17 protein-coding genes and 1 rRNA gene are annotated in these 17,621 nt (G+C 73.0%); 1 reads left to right on the forward strand and 17 read right to left on the reverse strand.

What is annotated here, in order from left to right; genetic code table 11:
• Nucleotides 1–3: 3 nt before the first annotated feature.
• The 15 genes from NOCJ54_RS0107465 to NOCJ54_RS0107535 all read right to left on the reverse strand — a co-directional run bounded on the left by NOCJ54_RS0107465 (nt 4) and on the right by NOCJ54_RS0107535 (nt 15,566).
• On the reverse strand, nt 4–756 hold the full coding sequence (locus tag NOCJ54_RS0107465) for a pseudouridine synthase (protein ID WP_028655005.1): 753 nt from the start codon (nt 754–756) through the stop codon (nt 4–6).
• Entirely contained in the window at nt 746–1,423 is a 678-nt protein-coding gene (gene scpB / locus NOCJ54_RS24415; protein ID WP_051485575.1) for an SMC-Scp complex subunit ScpB, read from the reverse strand. The genes NOCJ54_RS0107465 and scpB overlap by 11 nt, the downstream gene beginning before the upstream one ends.
• On the reverse strand, nt 1,416–2,291 hold the full coding sequence (locus NOCJ54_RS0107475; RefSeq protein ID WP_028655006.1) for a segregation and condensation protein A: 876 nt from the start codon (nt 2,289–2,291) through the stop codon (nt 1,416–1,418). The genes scpB and NOCJ54_RS0107475 overlap by 8 nt, the downstream gene beginning before the upstream one ends.
• The gene (locus tag NOCJ54_RS28910) at nt 2,288–2,623 is read right to left on the reverse strand and encodes a hypothetical protein (protein WP_028655007.1); all 336 of its coding nucleotides are present in this window, start codon (nt 2,621–2,623) and stop codon (nt 2,288–2,290) included. Before NOCJ54_RS28910 ends, NOCJ54_RS0107475 begins: the two co-directional genes overlap by 4 nt.
• A complete protein-coding gene (locus tag NOCJ54_RS0107485) occupies nt 2,608–3,501 on the reverse strand; it encodes a ParA family protein (protein WP_051485583.1) in 894 nt (297 codons plus the stop codon). Before NOCJ54_RS0107485 ends, NOCJ54_RS28910 begins: the two co-directional genes overlap by 16 nt.
• A 236-nt stretch (nt 3,502–3,737) precedes the next feature.
• Nucleotides 3,738–6,287 carry a DEAD/DEAH box helicase gene (locus tag NOCJ54_RS0107490; RefSeq protein WP_028655009.1) on the reverse strand — a complete coding sequence of 850 codons (2,550 nt, stop codon included), beginning with the start codon at nt 6,285–6,287 and terminating at the stop codon, nt 3,738–3,740.
• On the reverse strand, nt 6,280–7,215 hold the full coding sequence (gene xerD / locus NOCJ54_RS0107495) for a site-specific tyrosine recombinase XerD (RefSeq protein ID WP_028655010.1): 936 nt from the start codon (nt 7,213–7,215) through the stop codon (nt 6,280–6,282). The genes NOCJ54_RS0107490 and xerD overlap by 8 nt, the downstream gene beginning before the upstream one ends.
• 43 nt (nt 7,216–7,258) lie before the next feature.
• Nucleotides 7,259–8,374 carry an alanine dehydrogenase gene (ald, locus tag NOCJ54_RS0107500; RefSeq protein WP_028655011.1) on the reverse strand — a complete coding sequence of 372 codons (1,116 nt, stop codon included), beginning with the start codon at nt 8,372–8,374 and terminating at the stop codon, nt 7,259–7,261.
• Between the two features lie 85 nt (nt 8,375–8,459).
• Nucleotides 8,460–9,050, reverse strand: a complete 591-nt coding sequence (locus tag NOCJ54_RS0107505) for an NUDIX domain-containing protein (RefSeq protein ID WP_028655012.1) — start codon at nt 9,048–9,050, stop codon at nt 8,460–8,462.
• Between the two features lie 10 nt (nt 9,051–9,060).
• Nucleotides 9,061–10,761 carry a CTP synthase gene (locus NOCJ54_RS0107510; protein WP_028655013.1) on the reverse strand — a complete coding sequence of 567 codons (1,701 nt, stop codon included), beginning with the start codon at nt 10,759–10,761 and terminating at the stop codon, nt 9,061–9,063.
• A 32-nt stretch (nt 10,762–10,793) separates the two neighbouring features.
• A complete protein-coding gene (recN, locus tag NOCJ54_RS0107515) occupies nt 10,794–12,542 on the reverse strand; it encodes a DNA repair protein RecN (RefSeq protein WP_028655014.1) in 1,749 nt (582 codons plus the stop codon).
• Nucleotides 12,539–13,507 (reverse strand): NAD kinase, encoded by a 969-nt coding sequence (locus NOCJ54_RS0107520; protein ID WP_028655015.1) that lies wholly within the window; start codon nt 13,505–13,507, stop codon nt 12,539–12,541. The genes recN and NOCJ54_RS0107520 overlap by 4 nt, the downstream gene beginning before the upstream one ends.
• Complete coding sequence (locus NOCJ54_RS0107525; RefSeq protein WP_028655016.1) at nt 13,504–14,337, reverse strand: TlyA family RNA methyltransferase; 834 nt, start codon at nt 14,335–14,337, stop codon at nt 13,504–13,506. Before NOCJ54_RS0107525 ends, NOCJ54_RS0107520 begins: the two co-directional genes overlap by 4 nt.
• Nucleotides 14,337–14,525 carry a hypothetical protein gene (locus tag NOCJ54_RS0107530; RefSeq protein WP_028655017.1) on the reverse strand — a complete coding sequence of 63 codons (189 nt, stop codon included), beginning with the start codon at nt 14,523–14,525 and terminating at the stop codon, nt 14,337–14,339. Before NOCJ54_RS0107530 ends, NOCJ54_RS0107525 begins: the two co-directional genes overlap by 1 nt.
• 9 nt (nt 14,526–14,534) lie before the next feature.
• Nucleotides 14,535–15,566, reverse strand: a complete 1,032-nt coding sequence (locus NOCJ54_RS0107535; protein WP_036517172.1) for an HAD-IIA family hydrolase — start codon at nt 15,564–15,566, stop codon at nt 14,535–14,537.
• Between the two features lie 49 nt (nt 15,567–15,615).
• Here NOCJ54_RS0107535 and NOCJ54_RS24420 point away from each other — a divergent pair, with 49 nt between their 5' ends.
• On the forward strand, nt 15,616–16,767 hold the full coding sequence (locus NOCJ54_RS24420; protein ID WP_051485577.1) for a DUF1015 family protein: 1,152 nt from the start codon (nt 15,616–15,618) through the stop codon (nt 16,765–16,767).
• On the opposite strand, the gene NOCJ54_RS0107545 is transcribed toward NOCJ54_RS24420, so the two are convergent.
• Both NOCJ54_RS0107545 and rrf read right to left on the reverse strand, forming a co-directional pair.
• Complete coding sequence (locus NOCJ54_RS0107545; protein WP_028655019.1) at nt 16,730–17,092, reverse strand: single-stranded DNA-binding protein; 363 nt, start codon at nt 17,090–17,092, stop codon at nt 16,730–16,732. The genes NOCJ54_RS24420 and NOCJ54_RS0107545 overlap by 38 nt on opposite strands.
• A gap of 214 nt (nt 17,093–17,306) precedes the next feature.
• Nucleotides 17,307–17,423 (reverse strand): 5S ribosomal RNA (rrf, locus tag NOCJ54_RS0107550).
• Nucleotides 17,424–17,621 lie beyond the last annotated feature (198 nt).

Raw genomic sequence — 17,621 nt, forward strand, 5'->3', positions numbered from 1 at the left:
GGTCTAGAGGCCGACCAGCTCCAGCAGCTGGCCGAGCTCGTCGTCGCTGAGCTCGCGGAGCCTGCCGCTGCCGAGGGTGCCGAGCTCGACGGGACCGAACCTCGTGCGGCTGAGCCGGCGCACCGGGTGGCCGACCTGGTCGAGCAGCCGGCGCACGATGCGGTTGCGGCCCTCGTGGATGACCAGCTCGATGATCGACTTCTCCGCAGCGGTGTCGATCACCCGGGCGCGGCGCACCTCGACCGGGCCGTCCTCGAGGGTCACCCCGGCGAGCAGGTCGGCGACGGTGCCCTTCGCGATCCGGCCGGCGACCTCGGCGACGTAGGTCTTCTCCACCTCGAACGACGGGTGCGCCATCCGGTGGGCGAAGTCGCCGTCGTTGGTCAGCAGCAGCAGGCCGGAGGTGTCGGTGTCGAGCCGACCCACGTGGAAGAGCCGCTCGGGTCGGGCGCCCACGAGGTCGGTGAGGGTGCGCCGGCCCTGCGGGTCGGACATGGTCGAGACCACGCCGCGGGGCTTGTTGAGCACCAGGTAGACGTGCTCGGACACCGGCGGCAGCCGCTTGCCGGACACCTTGATCACGGCGGTGCGCGGGTCGACCTTGGTGCCGAGGCGGGTGACGACCTCGCCGTCCACCTCGACCTCGCCCTCGAGCATCAGCTCCTCGCAGCGGCGCCGCGAGGCGACGCCGGACTGGGCGAGCAGCTTCTGCAGCCGGATCAGGCCGTCGTCGTCGACGGCGATCTCACGCGCCATCGGCGGGCTCCCCGGTCTCGGTGCTGGCGGTGGGCCCGGTGCTGGCGGTGGGCTCGGGCGGCGCCGGGGGCGCGAGCTCCTCCTCGACCTCGGCGAGCTCGGGCAGGTGGGGCGCGAGGTCCGGCAGCTCGTCGAGGGAGACGATGCCGATCCGCTCGAGGAAGTACGACGTCGTGCGGTAGAGCGTCGCGCCGTGCTCGCCGTCCTGGCCGGCCTCCTCGACCAGGCCGCGGTTGATGAGGGTGCGCATCACGCCGTCGACGTTGACGCCACGCACCGCGGACACCCGGGCCCGCGACACCGGCTGCTGGTAGGCGACGACGGCGAGGGTCTCGAGCGCGGCCTGGGTGAGCCGGGCCTGCTGGCCCTCGAGCACGAAGCCCTCGACGACCGAGGCGTACTCGTCGCGGGTGTAGTAGCGCCAGCCGCCGGCGACGTTGCGCAGCTCGAAGCCGCGCCCCTGCTCGTCGTACTCGGCGGCGAGCGCGGCCAGCGCGTCGCGGACCTCCGGGGCGGGGTAGCCGACAGCCGTGGCCAGCGCGATCTCGTCGAGCGGCTGGTCGGCGACCATCAGCACCGCCTCGAGCGACGGGCGCAGCTCGGCGACCGGGACGGGCAGTGCCTCCTCGGTCGGCGCCTCCCCCGGCGGGGCGGTCTGCTCACTCATCGGTCTTCTCCTCAGCGGGCGCCTCGGCCGGCGCCCCGTCGAACTCGTCGGTGATCAGGTCGTCCACGTCGACCGCCTCGTCGCCGGTCCACCGCACGGTGAGCTCACCGAGCGGGGTGACCTGGTCGAACGCCACCGCCCCCTCCCGGAACAGCTCCAGCAGGGACAGGAAGCGGGCGACCGTGGTCAGGGTGTCGGGCGAGTCGCCGCACAGGGCCCGGAAGGTCATCGTCCCACTCCGGCGCAGCCGGTCCACCACGACCGCCGCCTGCTCGCGCACGCTGACGGTCGGGGCGTGGATGTGGTGCAGGGTCAGCTCGAGCTCCGGTTTGGGCTGCATCGCCCGCGCGGCGAGGGCCGCGAACTGGTCGAGCCCGATCCCGATCAGCACCTCCGGGAGCAGCCCGGCGAAGCGCTCCTCCAGGCCGACGGCGCGCGGGTAGCGGCGCGACTCGGCCTGCAGCCGCCGGTCCAGCTCGGCCGCGACCTGCTTGTAGGCCTTGTACTGCAGCAGCCGGGCGAAGAGCAGGTCGCGCGCCTCGAGCAGCGCGAGGTCCTCCTCGTCCTCCACGTCACCCTGAGGCAGCAGCCGCGCGGCCTTGAGGTCGAGCAGGGTCGCGGCGACGAGCAGGAAGCTCGTCGTCTCCTCGAGGTCGTCGGAGGCCTGCCCGGTGCGGGGCAGGTCCTTGACGTAGGCGATGAACTCGTCGGTGACCTTCGCCAGGGCGATCTCGGTGACGTCGAGCTTGTGCTTCGAGATCAGGCTCAGCAGCAGGTCGAAGGGGCCCTCGAAGTTCTCGAGGCGGACCGCGAAGCCCTTCGACCCACCGGCCTCCTCGTCGGGGAGGGTCCCGGCATCCTCACTCACGACTCACGCAGGCGCCTGACGAGGGCCGAGTCCTCCCCTTCCGCCTCCAGCTCGGCCAGCACCAGGTGCAGCGCCTCGCGGACCAGGCGGCCCCGGTCGACGGCGAGGCCGTACTCGCCGCGCAGGGTCAGGCGGGCCTGCTCGAGCTCCATCAGCTCCTGGGAGGTGATGTAGACCGTGATCTTCTCGTCGTGCCGGACCCGGCCGCTGGGCCCCTTCGGCTGCTGCTTCGGGGGGTCGTTCGGCGGGTCCGGGACGGCCCGGACGGCGGGCTCGGGGGCGGTGGGGCGGAAGAGGTCGTCGGCGGCGGGCAGGCTCACACGTCGAGACAACGGACCGCCACCTCCTTCGCGAGCTGGCGGTAGGCCTCGGCGCCGCTGGAGCCGGAGGCGTACGACGTGATCGGCTCGCCGGCCACCGTCGAGTCGGAGAACTTCACGGTGCGGCGGATGACCGTGTGGAAGACCTTGTCGCCCCAGGCCTGCACCAGCCGCTCGAGCACCTCGCGGCCGTGCAGGGTGCGGCCGTCGAACATGGTGCCGAGGACGCCGTCGACCTCCAGGCCGGGGTTGAGGCGCTGCTTGACCTTGTCGATGGTCGCCTTGAGCAGCGCGACGCCGCGCAGCGCGAAGTACTCGCACTCCAGCGGCACGATCACGCCGTGCGAGGCGGTCAGCGCGTTCACCGTCAGCAGGCCGAGCGAGGGCTGGCAGTCGATGAGGATGACGTCGTACTCGGCGATCGCCGGGGCGAGCACGCGCTGCAGCGTCTGCTCTCGAGCGACCTCGTGCACCAGCTGCACCTCGGCGGCGGACAGGTCGATGTTGGACGGCAGCAGGTCCATGCCGGGCACGCCGGAGGGCACGACGACCTCGTCGAGCGTGGTCTCCGGGTCCATCAGCAGGTTGTAGACCGTCATGTCCATGTCGTGCGGGTTGAGGCCCAGGCCGACGGACAGCGAGCCCTGCGGGTCGAAGTCGACGAGCAGCACCTTGCGGCCGTACTCGGCCAGCGCGGCGCCCAGGTTGATGGTGGTGGTGGTCTTGCCGACGCCACCCTTCTGGTTGCACATCGAGATCACGCGGGCGTTCCCGTGCGTGGCCACCGGCCGCGGCTCCGGCAGGAACGGCATCGGCCGTCCGGTCGGGCCGATCTCGGTCGAGGGCGTCTCGGGGACGCGGACCTCGGGAGTGGGGAACTGCAGCGTCATGGCGTCCTCCGTGCCGAGCGGCACCTCGACGTCCGCCTGCTGCTGCGGCGGCGCCGGGACGGGCGCGCGCGGCGGCATGTCGGGTGCACTGGAGCTTGCGTAGGTACCGACCATCGCCCTCACCTTGTCGTGGAAAGTTGCGGGCTCCTTCCCCAGAGCCCGGGACTCCTCCATCCAACAATGTCGACACGGCGACATTCGGGAGGCGCGCCGACGGGCGCTGGATCTCCCCCGGCTCAGCCCCCGAGGCGGCGCATCGCCTCGGTCCGCACGACGGCCTCGCCGGCCTCGTCGGACGCGGCCAGGTCGACCACGGCCTCGACGACCCAGTCGTGGTGCCCCTCGGGGTCGTGGAGGGTCTGCGCGACCCGCCACCGGCCCGCGGCGTGGGCCTTGTCGACGGCGAGGAGCGAGGGTCCCCGGGCGTCGGCGTCGGTGAGCAGCCGCTCGTGCTCGTCGTAGTAGTCCTCGAGCGCGGCGTCCCACGCCTGCTCGGTCATCTCCGAGCCCTCGGGCTCGAGGCCCGCGAGGGCGGGCACGTCGTCGCGGGCGATGAGCTCGACCCGGCGCCACATCGCGTTGCGCACCATGACGTCGAAGACCCGGCCCTGCTGGCTGAGCGGGCGCGGCGGGGGCGGCGGCTCGTGGTGGCTGACGGTACTCGGCGCGTGCGTGGGGTCGGCGAGCGCCTCCCACTCGTCGAGCAGCGAGGAGTCGACCTGGCGCACCGTCTCCCCCAGCCACTCGACGAGCAGCTCCAGCTCGTCGGTGCGGTACGACGCCGGCACGGTCTGCCGCAGCGCCCGGTAGGCGTCGGTGAGGTAGCGCAGCACGAGGCCCTCCGACCGGGCGACCTGGTAGCGGGAGACCAGGTCGGTGAACCCCATCCCCTGCTCCCACATCTCCCGCACCACCGACTTCGGCGCGAGTGCGTCGGGAGCGAGCCACGGGTGCCGCTCGCGGTAGGTCTCGAAGAGCGGCTCGAGCAGGTCGGCGAGCGGCTCGGGCCAGGTGATGTCCTCGACGAGGGCCATCCGCTCGTCGTACTCCACGCCGTCGGCCTTGAGCGCCGCGATCGCCTCGCCGCGGGCGGCGTGCCGCTGGGCGAGCAGGAGCGGCCGGGGCGCCTCGAGGGTGGCCTCGACGACCGAGACCACGTCGAGCACGAAGTCGGGGCTGTCGGGGTCGAGCACGTCGAGGACCGCGAGCGCGAAGTGGGACAACGGCTGGTTGAGCGCGAAGTCCTCCGGCAACGCCTCGGTGAGCACGTAGCGGCGGCCGAAGGCGTCCGGCTCGTCGAGCCGGGTGACCACCTCGGAGGCGACCAGGCTGCGCGCCAGGCGCACCGCACGCTTGGCCAGGCGCAGCTGCGAGCGGCGATCCTCGTGGTTGTCCGTCAGCAGCCGGCGCAGCACCGGGAACGCGTCCTCCTCGCGGGAGAGCACGTTGACGAGCATCGCGTTGTCGACCTTCATCTGCGACTTCAGCGCCTCGGGACGGCCCTCGACGAGCTTGGTGAAGGTCTGCTCGGTCCACACGACGGTGCCGGCGGGCGGCTTCTTCAGCTGCGCCTTCGACCCGCGCTTCGCCCGCTTCTCCTCGGACATCGCAGCGTTCTTCGCGGCGGCCTTGGCCTTGGCCTTCTCGTTCTCGATGACGTGCTCGGGCGCCTGGACGACGACGTAGCCGGCGGTGTCGAAGCCCGCCCGGCCGGCCCGTCCGGCGATCTGGAGGAACTCGCGGGTGCGCAGCACGCGCTGCCGGCTGCCGTCGTACTTGGCCAGCCCGGTGAAGAGCACGGTCCGGATCGGGACGTTGATGCCGACGCCGAGGGTGTCGGTGCCGCAGATGACGGTGAGCAGCCCGGCCTGGGCGAGCTGCTCCACCAGGCGGCGGTAGCGCGGCAGCATCCCGGCGTGGTGGACGCCGATCCCCTGCCGCAGCAGCTTGCTGAGGGTCTTGCCGAAGCCGGCAGCGAAGCGGACACCCGCGACCCGCTCGGCGATCTGCTCCTTGCGCTCCTTCGGCAGCCCGGCCTTGACGTCGAGCCGGTTCGGGCGGCTGAGCAGCGACACGGCGTGCTCGACGGCGGCGGCCTGGGTGAAGTGCACGACGTAGACCGGCCCCTGGCCGGTGGTGACGAGCTCCTCGAGCTTCTCCTGCAGCGGGTCCAGCGACCACGTGAAGTCGAGCGGCACCGGCCGCTCGGCCTGGTCGACGACCGTGGTGTCGCGTCCGTTGCGGCGGGTCAGGTCGGCGGCGAGGTCGGTGACGTCGCCCAGGGTGGCCGACATCAGCAGGAATTGCGCCTGCGGCAGCTCGATCAGCGGCACCTGCCACGCCCAGCCGCGCCCCGGCTCGCCGTAGAAGTGGAACTCGTCCATCACGACCATGCCGACGTCGGCGCTCGCACCCTCGCGCAGCGCGATGTTGGCGAGCACCTCGGCGGTGCAGCAGATGATCGGGGCGTCGGCGTTGACCGCGACGTCACCGGTCAGCATGCCGACGTCGGCGGCGCCGAAGACGTCGACGAGGTCGAAGAACTTCTCGCTCACCAGCGCCTTGATGGGCGCTGTGTAGAAGGTGACCCGGTCGTCGGCGAGCGCCGCCATCGCCGCCGCCATCGCGACCAGCGACTTGCCGGACCCGGTCGGCGTGGCGAGCACGACGTTGTCGCCGGCCAGCAGGGAGAGGATCGCCTCCTCCTGGTGGTCGTAGAGCGTCAGGCCGCGCTCCTCGGCGTACGCGAGGATCCGGTCGTACGCCTCGTCCTGGGCGTCAGGCATCGCGGGCCCTGGGGTGTGCGGTCGCGAAGACCTCGCGCAGGTTGTCGACGGTGACGAGGGTGTAGACCTGCGTCGTCGTCACCGACGCGTGGCCGAGCAGCTCCTGCACGACGCGGACGTCGGCGCCGCCGTCGAGCAGGTGGGTCGCGAACGAGTGGCGCAGGGTGTGCGGGGAGACGTCACGGGTGACCCCGGCCCGCTCGGCGGCCTTGACGAGGACCGCCCACGCGGACTGGCGCGAGAGCCGCCCGCCGCGGGAGTTGAGGAACAGCGCCGGCGTGGCCCTCGCGACCAGCGCAGGGCGGCCGCGGACGAGGTACGCCGACAGCGCCTCGCGGGCGAACGAGCCGACCGGGACCAGCCGCTCCTTGCCGCCCTTGCCGCGCAGCAGCACGGTGTGGTCGTCGTCGAGGCCGGACACGTCGTCGACGTCGAGGCCGACGGCCTCGGAGATGCGGGCGCCGGTGCCGTAGAGGACCTCGAGCAGGGCGCGGTCGCGCAGCGCCAGCGGGGTGCCGGCGGCGCCGGCGGCGTCGAGGATCGCCTCGACCTCGGAGAGCGGCAGCGCCTTGGGCAGCCGCTTGGCCGGGGTGGGCGGCTTGACCGCGGCGGCCGGGTCGAGGCGGGCGAGGCCGTCGGCGACGGCGAACTTGTGGAAGCCGCGGACCGCGACGACGGTGCGCGCGGCCGAGGACGCGCTGAGCGGCGGGTGGTCCGCGTCGCCCTCACGCAGCCGGACGAGGAAGTCGGTGACCGTCGCCTCGGTGACCCGGTCGAGGTCGTCGATGCCGGCCTGCGCGAGGTGCTCGCGGTAGCGGCGCAGGTCGCGCCGGTAGGAGCTCAGCGTGTTGGCCGCCAGGCCCTTCTCGACCGTCAGGTGGTCCAGGTAGGTCCGGACCGCGCGGTCCACCGCACCTGCACCACTCACGCCGTCAGGCTATCCCCCGGGCCCGACGCGGCCTCGGCTGGCGTCAGGCGAGCACCTCGTCGAGGGCGACGGCGTCGATGCCGACCGCCTCGCCCACCGGTGCGTTGGTGAGGCTGCCCGCGTGGGTGTTGAGGCCGAGGGCCAGGCTGGTGTCGGCGCGACAGGCCTCGAGCCAGCCGCGGTCGGCGAGCGCCGTGACGTAGGGCAGGGTGGCGTTGGTGAGCGCGTACGTCGAGGTGTTCGGCACCGCGCCGGGCATGTTCGCGACGCAGTAGAACGTCGAGCCGTGCACCTGGAAGGTCGGGTCCGCGTGCGTCGTGGGCCGGGTGTCCTCGAAGCAGCCGCCCTGGTCGACGGCGATGTCGACGAGCACGGACCCGGGCTTCATCTGCGCCACCAGGTCGTTGGTCACCAGCTTGGGTGCCGCCGCACCGGGGATCAGCACCGCGCCGATGACCAGGTCGGCCTCGGTGACCTGCTGCTGGATCGCGAGCCTCGAGCTGGCCAGGCCGTGCACCCGGTTGTTGTAGCGCCAGAACGACATCCGCAGCTTGTCGAGGTCGGTGTCGAGCAGGGTCACGTCAGCGCCCATGCCGAGCGCGATGTTGGCGGCGTTCTGGCCGGCGACCCCGGCGCCGATGATGACGACCTTGGCGTTGGCGACGCCGCCGACGCCGCCCATCAGCACGCCGCGGCCACCCTGGGCCTTCATCAGCGCGTGCGCGCCGACCTGCGGGGCGAGGCAACCGGCGACCTCCGACATCGGGTAGAGCAGCGGCAGCGCTCCGGAGGGCAGCTGGACGGTCTCGTAGGCGATCGCGGTCACCTTGCGCTGCAGCAGCTCCTCGGTCAGCGCCTTGTCGGCGGCCAGGTGGAGGTAGGTGAAGAGGGTCTGGCCCTCCCGCATCCGGTGGTACTCCTCGGCGACGGGCTCCTTGACCTTGAGCACCATCTCCGCGCACTCCCAGACCTCGTCGGCCGAGCCGAGGATCCGGGCACCCGCCTCGACGTAGTCGTCGTCGGTGATGGACGACCCGACGCCGGCACCGGCCTCGACGACGACCTCGTGGCCGTGGGCCACCAGCTCGTGCACGCCGATCGGCGTGATCGCCACCCGGTACTCGTGGTTCTTCACTTCCCTGGGGACTCCGACACGCATGGTGCATTGTCGAAGATCCTGTGGACGCCCCGCTAGGGGCGCGGGCGAATTTTCGGCGCCCTGCTCGTGCAGCGCGGTCGGGGCGTCAGCCGGCGTCGCGGTCCCGGCGCACACGGCAGGCGAGCACGGCCTGCACGACCGGGCCGTCGGCCACCCGGCCGTCGAGCACCGCGTCGACGAGCTCCTCGAAGGGCACCCAGACCTCCTCGAGGTCGGCCTCTTCGTGGCGGAGCACGAAGTCACCCCGGTCGGCCGGCGAGAGGCCCTCGGCGAGGTAGTAGTGGATCCGCTCGGCGGAGTAGCCGGGCGAGCTGAACGTCGAGAGCAGGTGGGTCCAGCGCTCGGCCTGGAGCGCGGCCTCCTCACGCAGCTCGCGGCGCGCGACCGCCTCCGGGTCCTCCCCGGGCTCGTCGATCACGCCGGCGGGCAGCTCGACCAGGCGCGCCTGCGCCGGGTGGCGGTACTGCTTGAGGCACAGCACGCGGTCCTGGTCGTCGACGGCCAGCACGACCGCGGCACCGGGGTGCTCGACCACGAGGCGGCGGAACGCCTCCTCGTCGTGGTCCCCCGGTCGTCGTACCTGGTCGGAGCGGAGGGCGAGCACCCAGCCGTCCCGGTGGAGGTCGGCCGAGGACTCGACCGGCCAGGACTCGGGGACGTCCGCGACGCCGCTCACCGCGGGCGCCTCACTCGTCGACGAACTCGGGGTGCAGGCCCGACTCGTCGATCTCGAGGCGGGTCTCCCGCTGCCGCGCGATGGCGGCACCGACCAGCCCGGCGAAGAGCGGGTGCGGGCGCGTCGGCCGCGAGCGCAGCTCGGGGTGCGCCTGGGTGCCGATGTAGTAGGGGTGCACCTCGCGCGGGAGCTCCACGAACTCGACGAGGTCGAGGTCGGGGTTGATGCCGGAGAAGACCAGGCCCGCCTTCTCGAGGCGGTCGCGGTAGGAGTTGTTGACCTCGTAGCGGTGCCGGTGCCGCTCCTCGATGAGGTCGGCGCCGTACACCTCGGCCGCGATCGAGCCGTCGGCGAGCTTGGCCGGGTAGAGGCCCAGGCGCATCGTGCCGCCCAGGTCGCCCTCGCCCTCGACGATGTCCTTCTGCTCCTCCATCGTGGCGATGACGGGCTCGGGGGTGTTCACGTCGAACTCGGTGGACCCGGCGCGGGCGAGCCCGAGCTCGGTGCGGGCGTACTCGATGACCATGCACTGCAGGCCCAGGCACAGGCCGAGCGTCGGGATGCCGTGGGTGCGGGTGTAGGTCAGCGCGCCGAGCTTGCCCTCGAGGCCGCGGATGCCGAAGCCGCCGGGCACGCACACGGCGTCGACGTCGGCGAGCTGCTTCGCGGCGCCGGCCGGGGTCTCGCAGTCGTCGGAGGCGACCCAGCGCAGGTTGACCTTGGCCTCGTGGGCGAAGCCGCCGGCGCGCAGCGCCTCGGCGACGGAGAGGTAGGCGTCGTGCAAGTCGATGTACTTGCCGACCAGCGCGATGGTCACCTCCTCCTTCGGGTGGTGCACCCGGCGGAGCAGGTCGTCCCAGATGCTCCAGTCGACGTCGCGGAAGGGCAGGTTGAGCCGGCGCACGACGTAGGCGTCGAGGCCCTCGCGGTGCAGCACCTTCGGGATGTCGTAGATCGAGGGCGCGTCGGCCGCGGTGACCACGGCCTCCTGGTCCACGTCGCACATCAGCGCGATCTTGCGCTTGATGCCCTCGGGCAGCTCGCGGTCGGCGCGGCACACGATCGCGTCGGGCTGGATGCCGACCTGGCGCAGCGCGGCGACGGAGTGCTGGGTGGGCTTGGTCTTCAGCTCGCCGGACGGCCCGATGTAGGGCACCAGCGAGACGTGCAGGAAGAAGCAGTTGTCGCGGCCGATGTCGTGGCGCACCTGGCGGGCGGCCTCGAGGAAGGGCAGCGACTCGATGTCGCCGACCGTGCCGCCGATCTCGGTGATCACGATGTCGACCGCGTCGGCACCGGTGCCGCGGCCCATGGCCAGGATCCGGTCCTTGATCTCGTCGGTGATGTGCGGGATCACCTGGACGGTGTCACCGAGGTACTCGCCCTTGCGCTCCTTGGCGATGACCGACGAGTAGACCTGCCCGGTCGTCACGTTGGCGATCTGGTTGAGGTCGGTGTCGAGGAAGCGCTCGTAGTGCCCGATGTCGAGGTCGGTCTCGGCGCCGTCGTTGGTGACGAAGACCTCGCCGTGCTGGAACGGGTTCATCGTGCCCGGGTCGACGTTCAGGTACGGGTCGAGCTTCTGCATCGTGACCCGGAGGCCGCGCGAGCGCAGCAGCCGGCCGAGGCTCGAGGCCGTCAGGCCCTTGCCGAGAGAGGAGGCGACGCCCCCGGTGACGAAGAGGTGTTTTGCCTGCTTACCGGGCGCCATGTTCACGGGATTCCATCCTACGTGGTGATTGCTCAGCCTGCACGCCGGCGCGCCACGTCGAGAAGCTCACGTGCGTGCGCGAGGGCGGTGTCGGACTCCGAGAGCCCGGCCAGCATCCGCGACAGCTCCCGCTCGCGGCCCGCGTCGTCGAGCGTGACCAGGCCGGACGTGGTGACGGTGCCGTCGCTGGCCTTCTCGACCAGGACGTGCCGGTCCGCGAAGGCCGCGACCTGCGGCAGGTGCGTGACGACCAGCACCTGGGCGTCCTCGGCCAGCTTCGCCAGCCGGCGGCCGATCTCGACCGCCGCCGCGCCGCCGACCCCCGAGTCGACCTCGTCGAAGACGAAGGTCGGGACGGGGCTGGTGCCGGCGAGGCAGACCTCCACGGCGAGCATCACCCGGGACAGCTCACCGCCCGAGGCGCCCTTGTGCAGCGGGCGTGGCTCGGAGCCGGTGTTGGCGGCGAGCAGGAACTCGACGTCGTCGAGGCCGCTGCGGCCGAACCGGATCCACCGGTCCCCCACCTGCACCACGTCGGCGGGAGGCCGGGTGGGGTCCGCGGGGGCGTCGACCGCGCGCGGGGTGACCCGGACGGTGACGGCGGCGTGCGGCATCGCGAGCAGGGTGAGCTCCTCGGTGACCGCGGCGGAGAGCTGCTCCGCGGCGGCGACCCGCGCCTTGCTGAGCGCGGCACCGGCGGTGGCGAGCTCCGTCCGCAGCCGGGCCGAGCGGTCGGTCAGCTCCTGGATCCGCTCGTCGGTCGAGTCGAGGTCGAGCAGCCGCTTGGACGCGGTCTCGGCCCAGGCGAGCACCTCGTCGACGGTCTCGCCGTACTTCCGGGTGAGCGCGATGAGCGCCGCGCGCCGCTCGGACACGGCGGCGAGGCGGGCCGGGTCGGTGTCGACGCCGGAGGCGTACGACGCCACGTCGGCCGCGACGTCGGTGAGGAGGTAGCTCACCTCGGCGACCCGGTCCGCGAGCGCCCCGGCCTCGGGGTCGTGGTCGCGAACGCCCTCCAGCAGCCCGCGGGCGGCCGCGACGGCCCCGAGCGCGTCGGGCGACCCGTGCTCGCTGGAGAGCGCCTCCCGGGCCTGCTCGGCAGCGCTGCGCAGCGTGTCGGCGTGGCCCAGGCGGGCCTCCTCGGCGGCGAGCTCGGCGTCCTCACCGGGCTGCGGGTTCACCGCCTCGACCTCGTCCACGCCGAAGCGCAGGACGTCGGCCTCCCGGGCGCGCTCCCGTGCACTCGCCGTGACGTCGGCGAGCTCCTGCTCGGTGGCGACCAGCTCGTCGTGGACGGCGAGGTACGCCCGGTGCAGCTCCTCGAGGGCGCCGAAGCGGTCGAGGGCGAGGCGCTGGGTCTGGGGCTTGAGCAGCCGGTGCTGGTCGGACTGGCCGTGCACGGCGACGAGCGGCTCGGCGATCGACGCCAGGGTCGACACCGGGACCGCCGCTCCCCCGGCGAAGGCCCGTGAGCGCCCCTCGGCGCTGACGTTGCGGGCGAGCACGATCGCGTCGTCCTCGACCTCACCGCCCGCCTCCTCGACCGCGGCCGCGAGGCCTGGCGCAGCGGAGGCGCTGATGAGGCCCTCGACCCGGGCCTGGCGGGCACCGGCGCGCACGGCGCCGCTGTCGGCCCGCCCGCCCAGCAGCAGGCCGAGCGCGGTCACGACCATGGTCTTGCCGGCACCGGTCTCACCGGTGATGACGGTCAGTCCCGGACCCAGCTCGAGCACCGAGGCGTCGATGACGCCCAGCTGGCTGATCCGCAGCTCCTCGATCACGGCAGCTCCCCCTGGGCGCGCGCCTGCCGGCGCAGCTCCGCCGCACCGCGCCACCCCTCGACGGACAGTCCGAACTTCGCCACCAGCCGGTCGGTGAACGGCGCCTCGTGCAGCCGGACCAGGCGGACCGGGCGCAGCCCGCGGCTGACCTCGATCCGGGCGCCGGGCGGCAGGTCGACACTGCGGCGCCCGTCGCACCACAGCACCCCCGAGCTCTCGGCTCCCTGCAGCACCTCGATCGCGATGACCGAGGACGGCGCCACGACCATCGGCCGGGCGAAGAGTGCGTGGGCGCTGAGCGGCACGATGCACAGCGCCTCGACCTGCGGCCACACGATGGGACCGCCGGCGCTGAAGTTGTAGGCCGTGGACCCGGTCGGGGTGGCGCAGACGACGCCGTCGCACCCCCAGCGCGACAGCGGGCGGCTGTCGACCTCGACGACCACCTCGAGCATCCGCTCGCGCGACGCCTTCTCGACGCTGGCCTCGTTGACGGCGAAGGTGCTGTAGACGAGCTCGCCGCCGACGAAGGCCCGCACGTCCAGGGTGAGCCGGTCCTCGGTGGTGTAGCGCTGGTGCACGATCGCGTCGATGGTCGCCGCGACGTCCTCATGCTCGGCCTCGGCGAGGAAGCCGACGTGGCCGAGGTTGACGCCGAGCACCGGGGTCAACCGGGTGTGGGTGACCTCGGCGGCGCGCAGGATGCTGCCGTCGCCGCCGATGACGACGGTCAGCTCGCAGCCACGGCTCGCGTCGGTCTCGGAGTCGGTGAGCTCGACGGCAGGGTCGAACGCCTGCGGGTCGAGCTCGAGGTCCTCGGCCTCGGAGCGCATCAGCCGCACGGCGATGCCGTGGCCGGTGAGCTCCTTGACGAACGCCCGGGCGACCTCGCGGGCCTCGGGCCGCCGGGTGTGGGCGAGCACCAGGACGCGGCGCGGCGTGTCCGTGGTCGCGGGGATCGTCATGGGCCCACCTTCTCATCCGGTCCCGACGTGCCCCGCCGGACGACCGCGGCGACGGCCTCGTCGTCCACAGCCGGGGGGCCGTGGCGCAGCCACAGGAAGAACTCCACGTTGCCGGACGGTCCGGGCAGGGGGCTCACCGTGACCGCCCGGGCTCCCCAGCCGCGCTCGGCGGCCGCGTGCGCCACGGTCAGCACCGTCTCCACCCACAGCTCGGGGTCGCGGACCACGCCGCCCTTGCCGAGCCGGTCCTTGCCGACCTCGAACTGCGGCTTGACCATCAGGGCGAGATCGCCGTCCTCGCGGGTGACGCCGAGCAGGGCGTCCAGGACGAGGGTGAGCGAGATGAAGGAGAGGTCGCCGACGACGAGGTCCACGGGGCCCCCGACCTGCTCGGCGGTCAGCGTGCGCACGTTCGTGCGGTCGTGGACCTGCACCCGTTCGTGCTGCTGCAGGGACCAGTCCAGCTGGCCGTAGCCGACGTCGACCGCGACCACCTCGCCCGCGCCGGCGCGCAGCAGCACGTCGGTGAAGCCGCCGGTGGACGCACCGGCGTCGAGGCAGCGTCGACCCTCGACGACGAGCCCTTGCGGGCCGAAGGCCGCGAGCGCACCGAGGAGCTTGTGCGCTCCCCGGGACACGTAGTCCGGGCCGTGCTCACCTTCGAGCACCACGATGGCGACGTCGGTGGTGACACCGGTGGCCGGCTTGGTCGCCACGACGCCGGACACCTTGACCCGGCGGTCGGCGATCAGCTGGGCGGCCTTCTCGCGGGACGGCGCGAGCCCGCGCCGCACCAGCTCGGCGTCCAGCCGCAGTCGGCGCGGGGGCACTAGGCCGGGGAGGCGTCGCCGGGGGACGGCGGGTTGTCGAGGGTGTGCCGGAGGCCGGCGTGGGCCTCCTCGAAGACCGCTGCGTGCTCCTCGAGGGGCCGGTCGTCCAGCCCCGCGACCAGGTCGAGCACACGGTCGACGGCCTCGATGCCGGTCGGTGTGGGCGCCGGAACGGGTACCTCGGTCATGCCGCGAGGCTACCGCGCCGCCGACGTCGGCGCGGGGAGCCCTGCCGCGGTGATGTCGACCACCGCGCCGGTGTCGTCGAGGTGCTGCCAGGCGGCCGCGGCGGCCACCCGCCACGCGTCGTCCGGGTCCTGCTCGGCACTGCCACCGTCGAGCGCCTCGACCTCGAGCCGGCCGTCCACGACCCGGGCGCGCCAGCCCCCGAGGCCCCAGTCCCGCCCGTCGGGCTCCGGTGCCGGGTGCGCCCGGTCGAGGCCGGCCAGGTCGCCCGCGAGGTAGCTCGGGCGCAGCGCCGGCGGCGCGGCGACCAGCTCGGCGAGCCCGGTCACCCCGGTGAGCACGAGCAGCGAGTCGAGCCCGGCGTTGCGGGCGCCCTCGATGTCGGTGTCCAGCCGGTCGCCCACCATCAGCGGACGCTCGCCGCCGACCCGGCGCACCGTCTCGTCCAGCAGCGGCCGAGCCGGCTTGCCGGCCACCACCGGCGTCACCCCCGTGAACCGGGACAGCATGTCGACCAGGACGCCGTGCCCCGGCGCGGTGCCGAAGGCAGTGGGGATGGTCTGGTCGGTGTTGCTCGCGATCCACGGGAGGCCGTCGCGCACCCGCACGGCGACCCGCATCACCTCCTTCCACGCGACGTCGGGGCCGTAGCCGGTGACCACACCGACGGCGTCGTCGTAGGCACCGACCGGCTCCAGCCCGGCCTCGACCAGCGAGCTGCGCAGGCCCTCGGCGCCCAGGCCGACGACCCGCGCGCCCTCACCCCACTGCTCCCGCGCCAGCCGGGAGGCGGCCTGCGCGCTGGTGACGACGTCACCGGCGTCCGCCTCGACCCCCAGCTCGACGAGGTGGTCCGCGACCACCCGGGGCGATCGCGACGCGTTGTTGGTGATGAAGGCGACCCGCATCCCGGCCTGCCGTGCCACGGCGATCGCCGCCGCCGCGCCCGGCACGGCTTCGCTGCCGATGTAGACGACGCCGTCGAGGTCGAGCATGGCGAGGTCGTAGGCGGCGGTCAGGGACTGCGACGAAGTGAGCAACACGGCTCCACCTTGCCAGCCCCTGCCTCGCACCGCTCCGTAGGATCTCCGGGTGGACGCAGCAGCACTGGTGACTCCCCCGTACGTCGCGGGTCCGCTGCGCCTCCTGCCCTTCCGCGGGCTCATGCTCAGCCCGGGTCGGGTCGGCAACCCGACCACGGGGCGCGCCTTCGCCCGGCCCTACAAGGACGTCTCGAACCGCCTGGTGCGCTGGCAGGCCCGCGGCTTCGTCGAGCGTGACGAGGAGCCGGCGCTCTACCTGCACGAGTACACCTCCGCCGGGATCACGGTGCGGGGGCTGGTCGGCGCGCTCGACGTCTCCCGCCGTGCGACCCGCCCCGAGGACCGCGCCGTGCTCCCCCACGAGGGCATCCACCCGGCCCAGGCCGACGACCTGGCCGACCGGATGGCCGAGATGGAGCTGAACCCGGCACCCATCCTGCTCGTGCACCGCGCGACGGAGCGGCTCCGCGACCTGCTGAGCGAGGTGACCCGGGGCGGGACCTTTCGCGAGTTCACCGACCGCGGTGAGCAGCAGCACCGGATCTGGGCGATCCGTGACGCCGCGAGCCTCGCTGTCGTGGCCGAGGAGCTCGCCGACAGCCAGGCCCTCATCGCCGACGGCCACCACCGCTACGCCGCCTACCTCCGCCTGCAGCGCCGGCGCGCTGGCGAGGGCGCCCAGCCGGCTGCCACCGACTACGGGCTCGCGATGCTCGTCGACCAGGACTCGACGCCCCTCTTCCTCGGACCGATCCACCGCACGCTGGTCGGCACCTCGCTGGAGGACCTCCGCGACGCCGTGCAGAGTGTCGGCCTCGGCTACGAGGAGCACCCGCAGGGCGAGGCGGTGGCCGCGCTCTGCGCGACCCGGCTGGCGGCCACCGACGGCGAGCGCTGGGCGGTCGTCGACCTCGGGGCCGACCCGCACCAGGCCGCGGTCGAGACCCTGCACCGGCGGATCGTGCCGGCGCTCCCACACGGACCGAGCTCACTGGCCTACCACCACAGCGTCGACGAGGCGCTGGCGTCGGCACGCCCCGACGCCGTGGCCGTGCTGATGCCCGCTCCGTCGGTGGACGTCGTGCTCGAGGTCGCAGCGGCGGACCGCCTGCTGCCGGAGAAGGCGACGTCCTTCCAGCCCAAGCCGAGCCTGGGCGTGCTGATCAGGTCGCTGCGCGACGAACCGTACGGCACGAGCTGACCTCCACCTCGACCCGCGACATCGTGCGCTCGCCCGCCCGGTAGAACCGGCGGCGCAGCGCTCCCTCCACCTCCACCTCGTCACCGGGGCGCCAGCGGGCCATCGTGCGGCGGGTCCGCGCGGACCACGCGGCGAGGTCCACCAGGTCCACCGAGGACGACCGCCGGCCCGACGGCAGCACCCGCACCTTGTCGCGCGCCACCGAGATCCGGCAGACGCACAGCTCGTCCCCGCTCGGCAGCGTCCGCTGCTCCGGGACTGCCGAGATCCTGCCGACCAGGCGCACCGAGTTCACGTCGGTCGCCTCCTCCACCTTCGTCTCCATCTGTTTCCTCCACTCGTTCGGGTGAGAACAGGCTCCGACGCAGCGCCGACACCACCGGCCGGCCGACGGGGACGCTGTGGACGACGAGCCGCGAGACGGCTCCTGTGGAGGGTGGGCGGACGAAATCGGTGCGCCCGGGACGCACATGCCGGCCAGAAATACCCCAAAAACACCGAAGGGCCAGCACGATGTGCTGGCCCTTCGGCGAATGTTTGTCCGGCGGCGTCCTACTCTCCCACATCCTCTCGGTTGCAGTACCATCGGCGCTGGCAGGCTTAACTTCCGGGTTCGGGATGGGACCGGGTGTTTCCCTGCCGCTATGGCCGCCGTAACTCTATGAACCCCTGTTCGGGCGTCGGACCGGTGCCGCCCAGGTTCCGATTGCTCGGGCTGGTGGTGGGTGGTCCGTCCCTGGTGGGGGTTGGATCTTGTTAGTGGACGCGTGCGGTGTGTTGCCCCTGTTTGGAATCCACGTGTCAGGCACGTGTTGTTGGTGTGTGTTGGGGGTTTGTTGTGGCAAGTCTTCGGC

Origin of the sequence: Nocardioides sp. J54 (assembly GCF_000519005.1) — a bacterium.
GTDB lineage: Bacteria > Actinomycetota > Actinomycetes > Propionibacteriales > Nocardioidaceae > Nocardioides.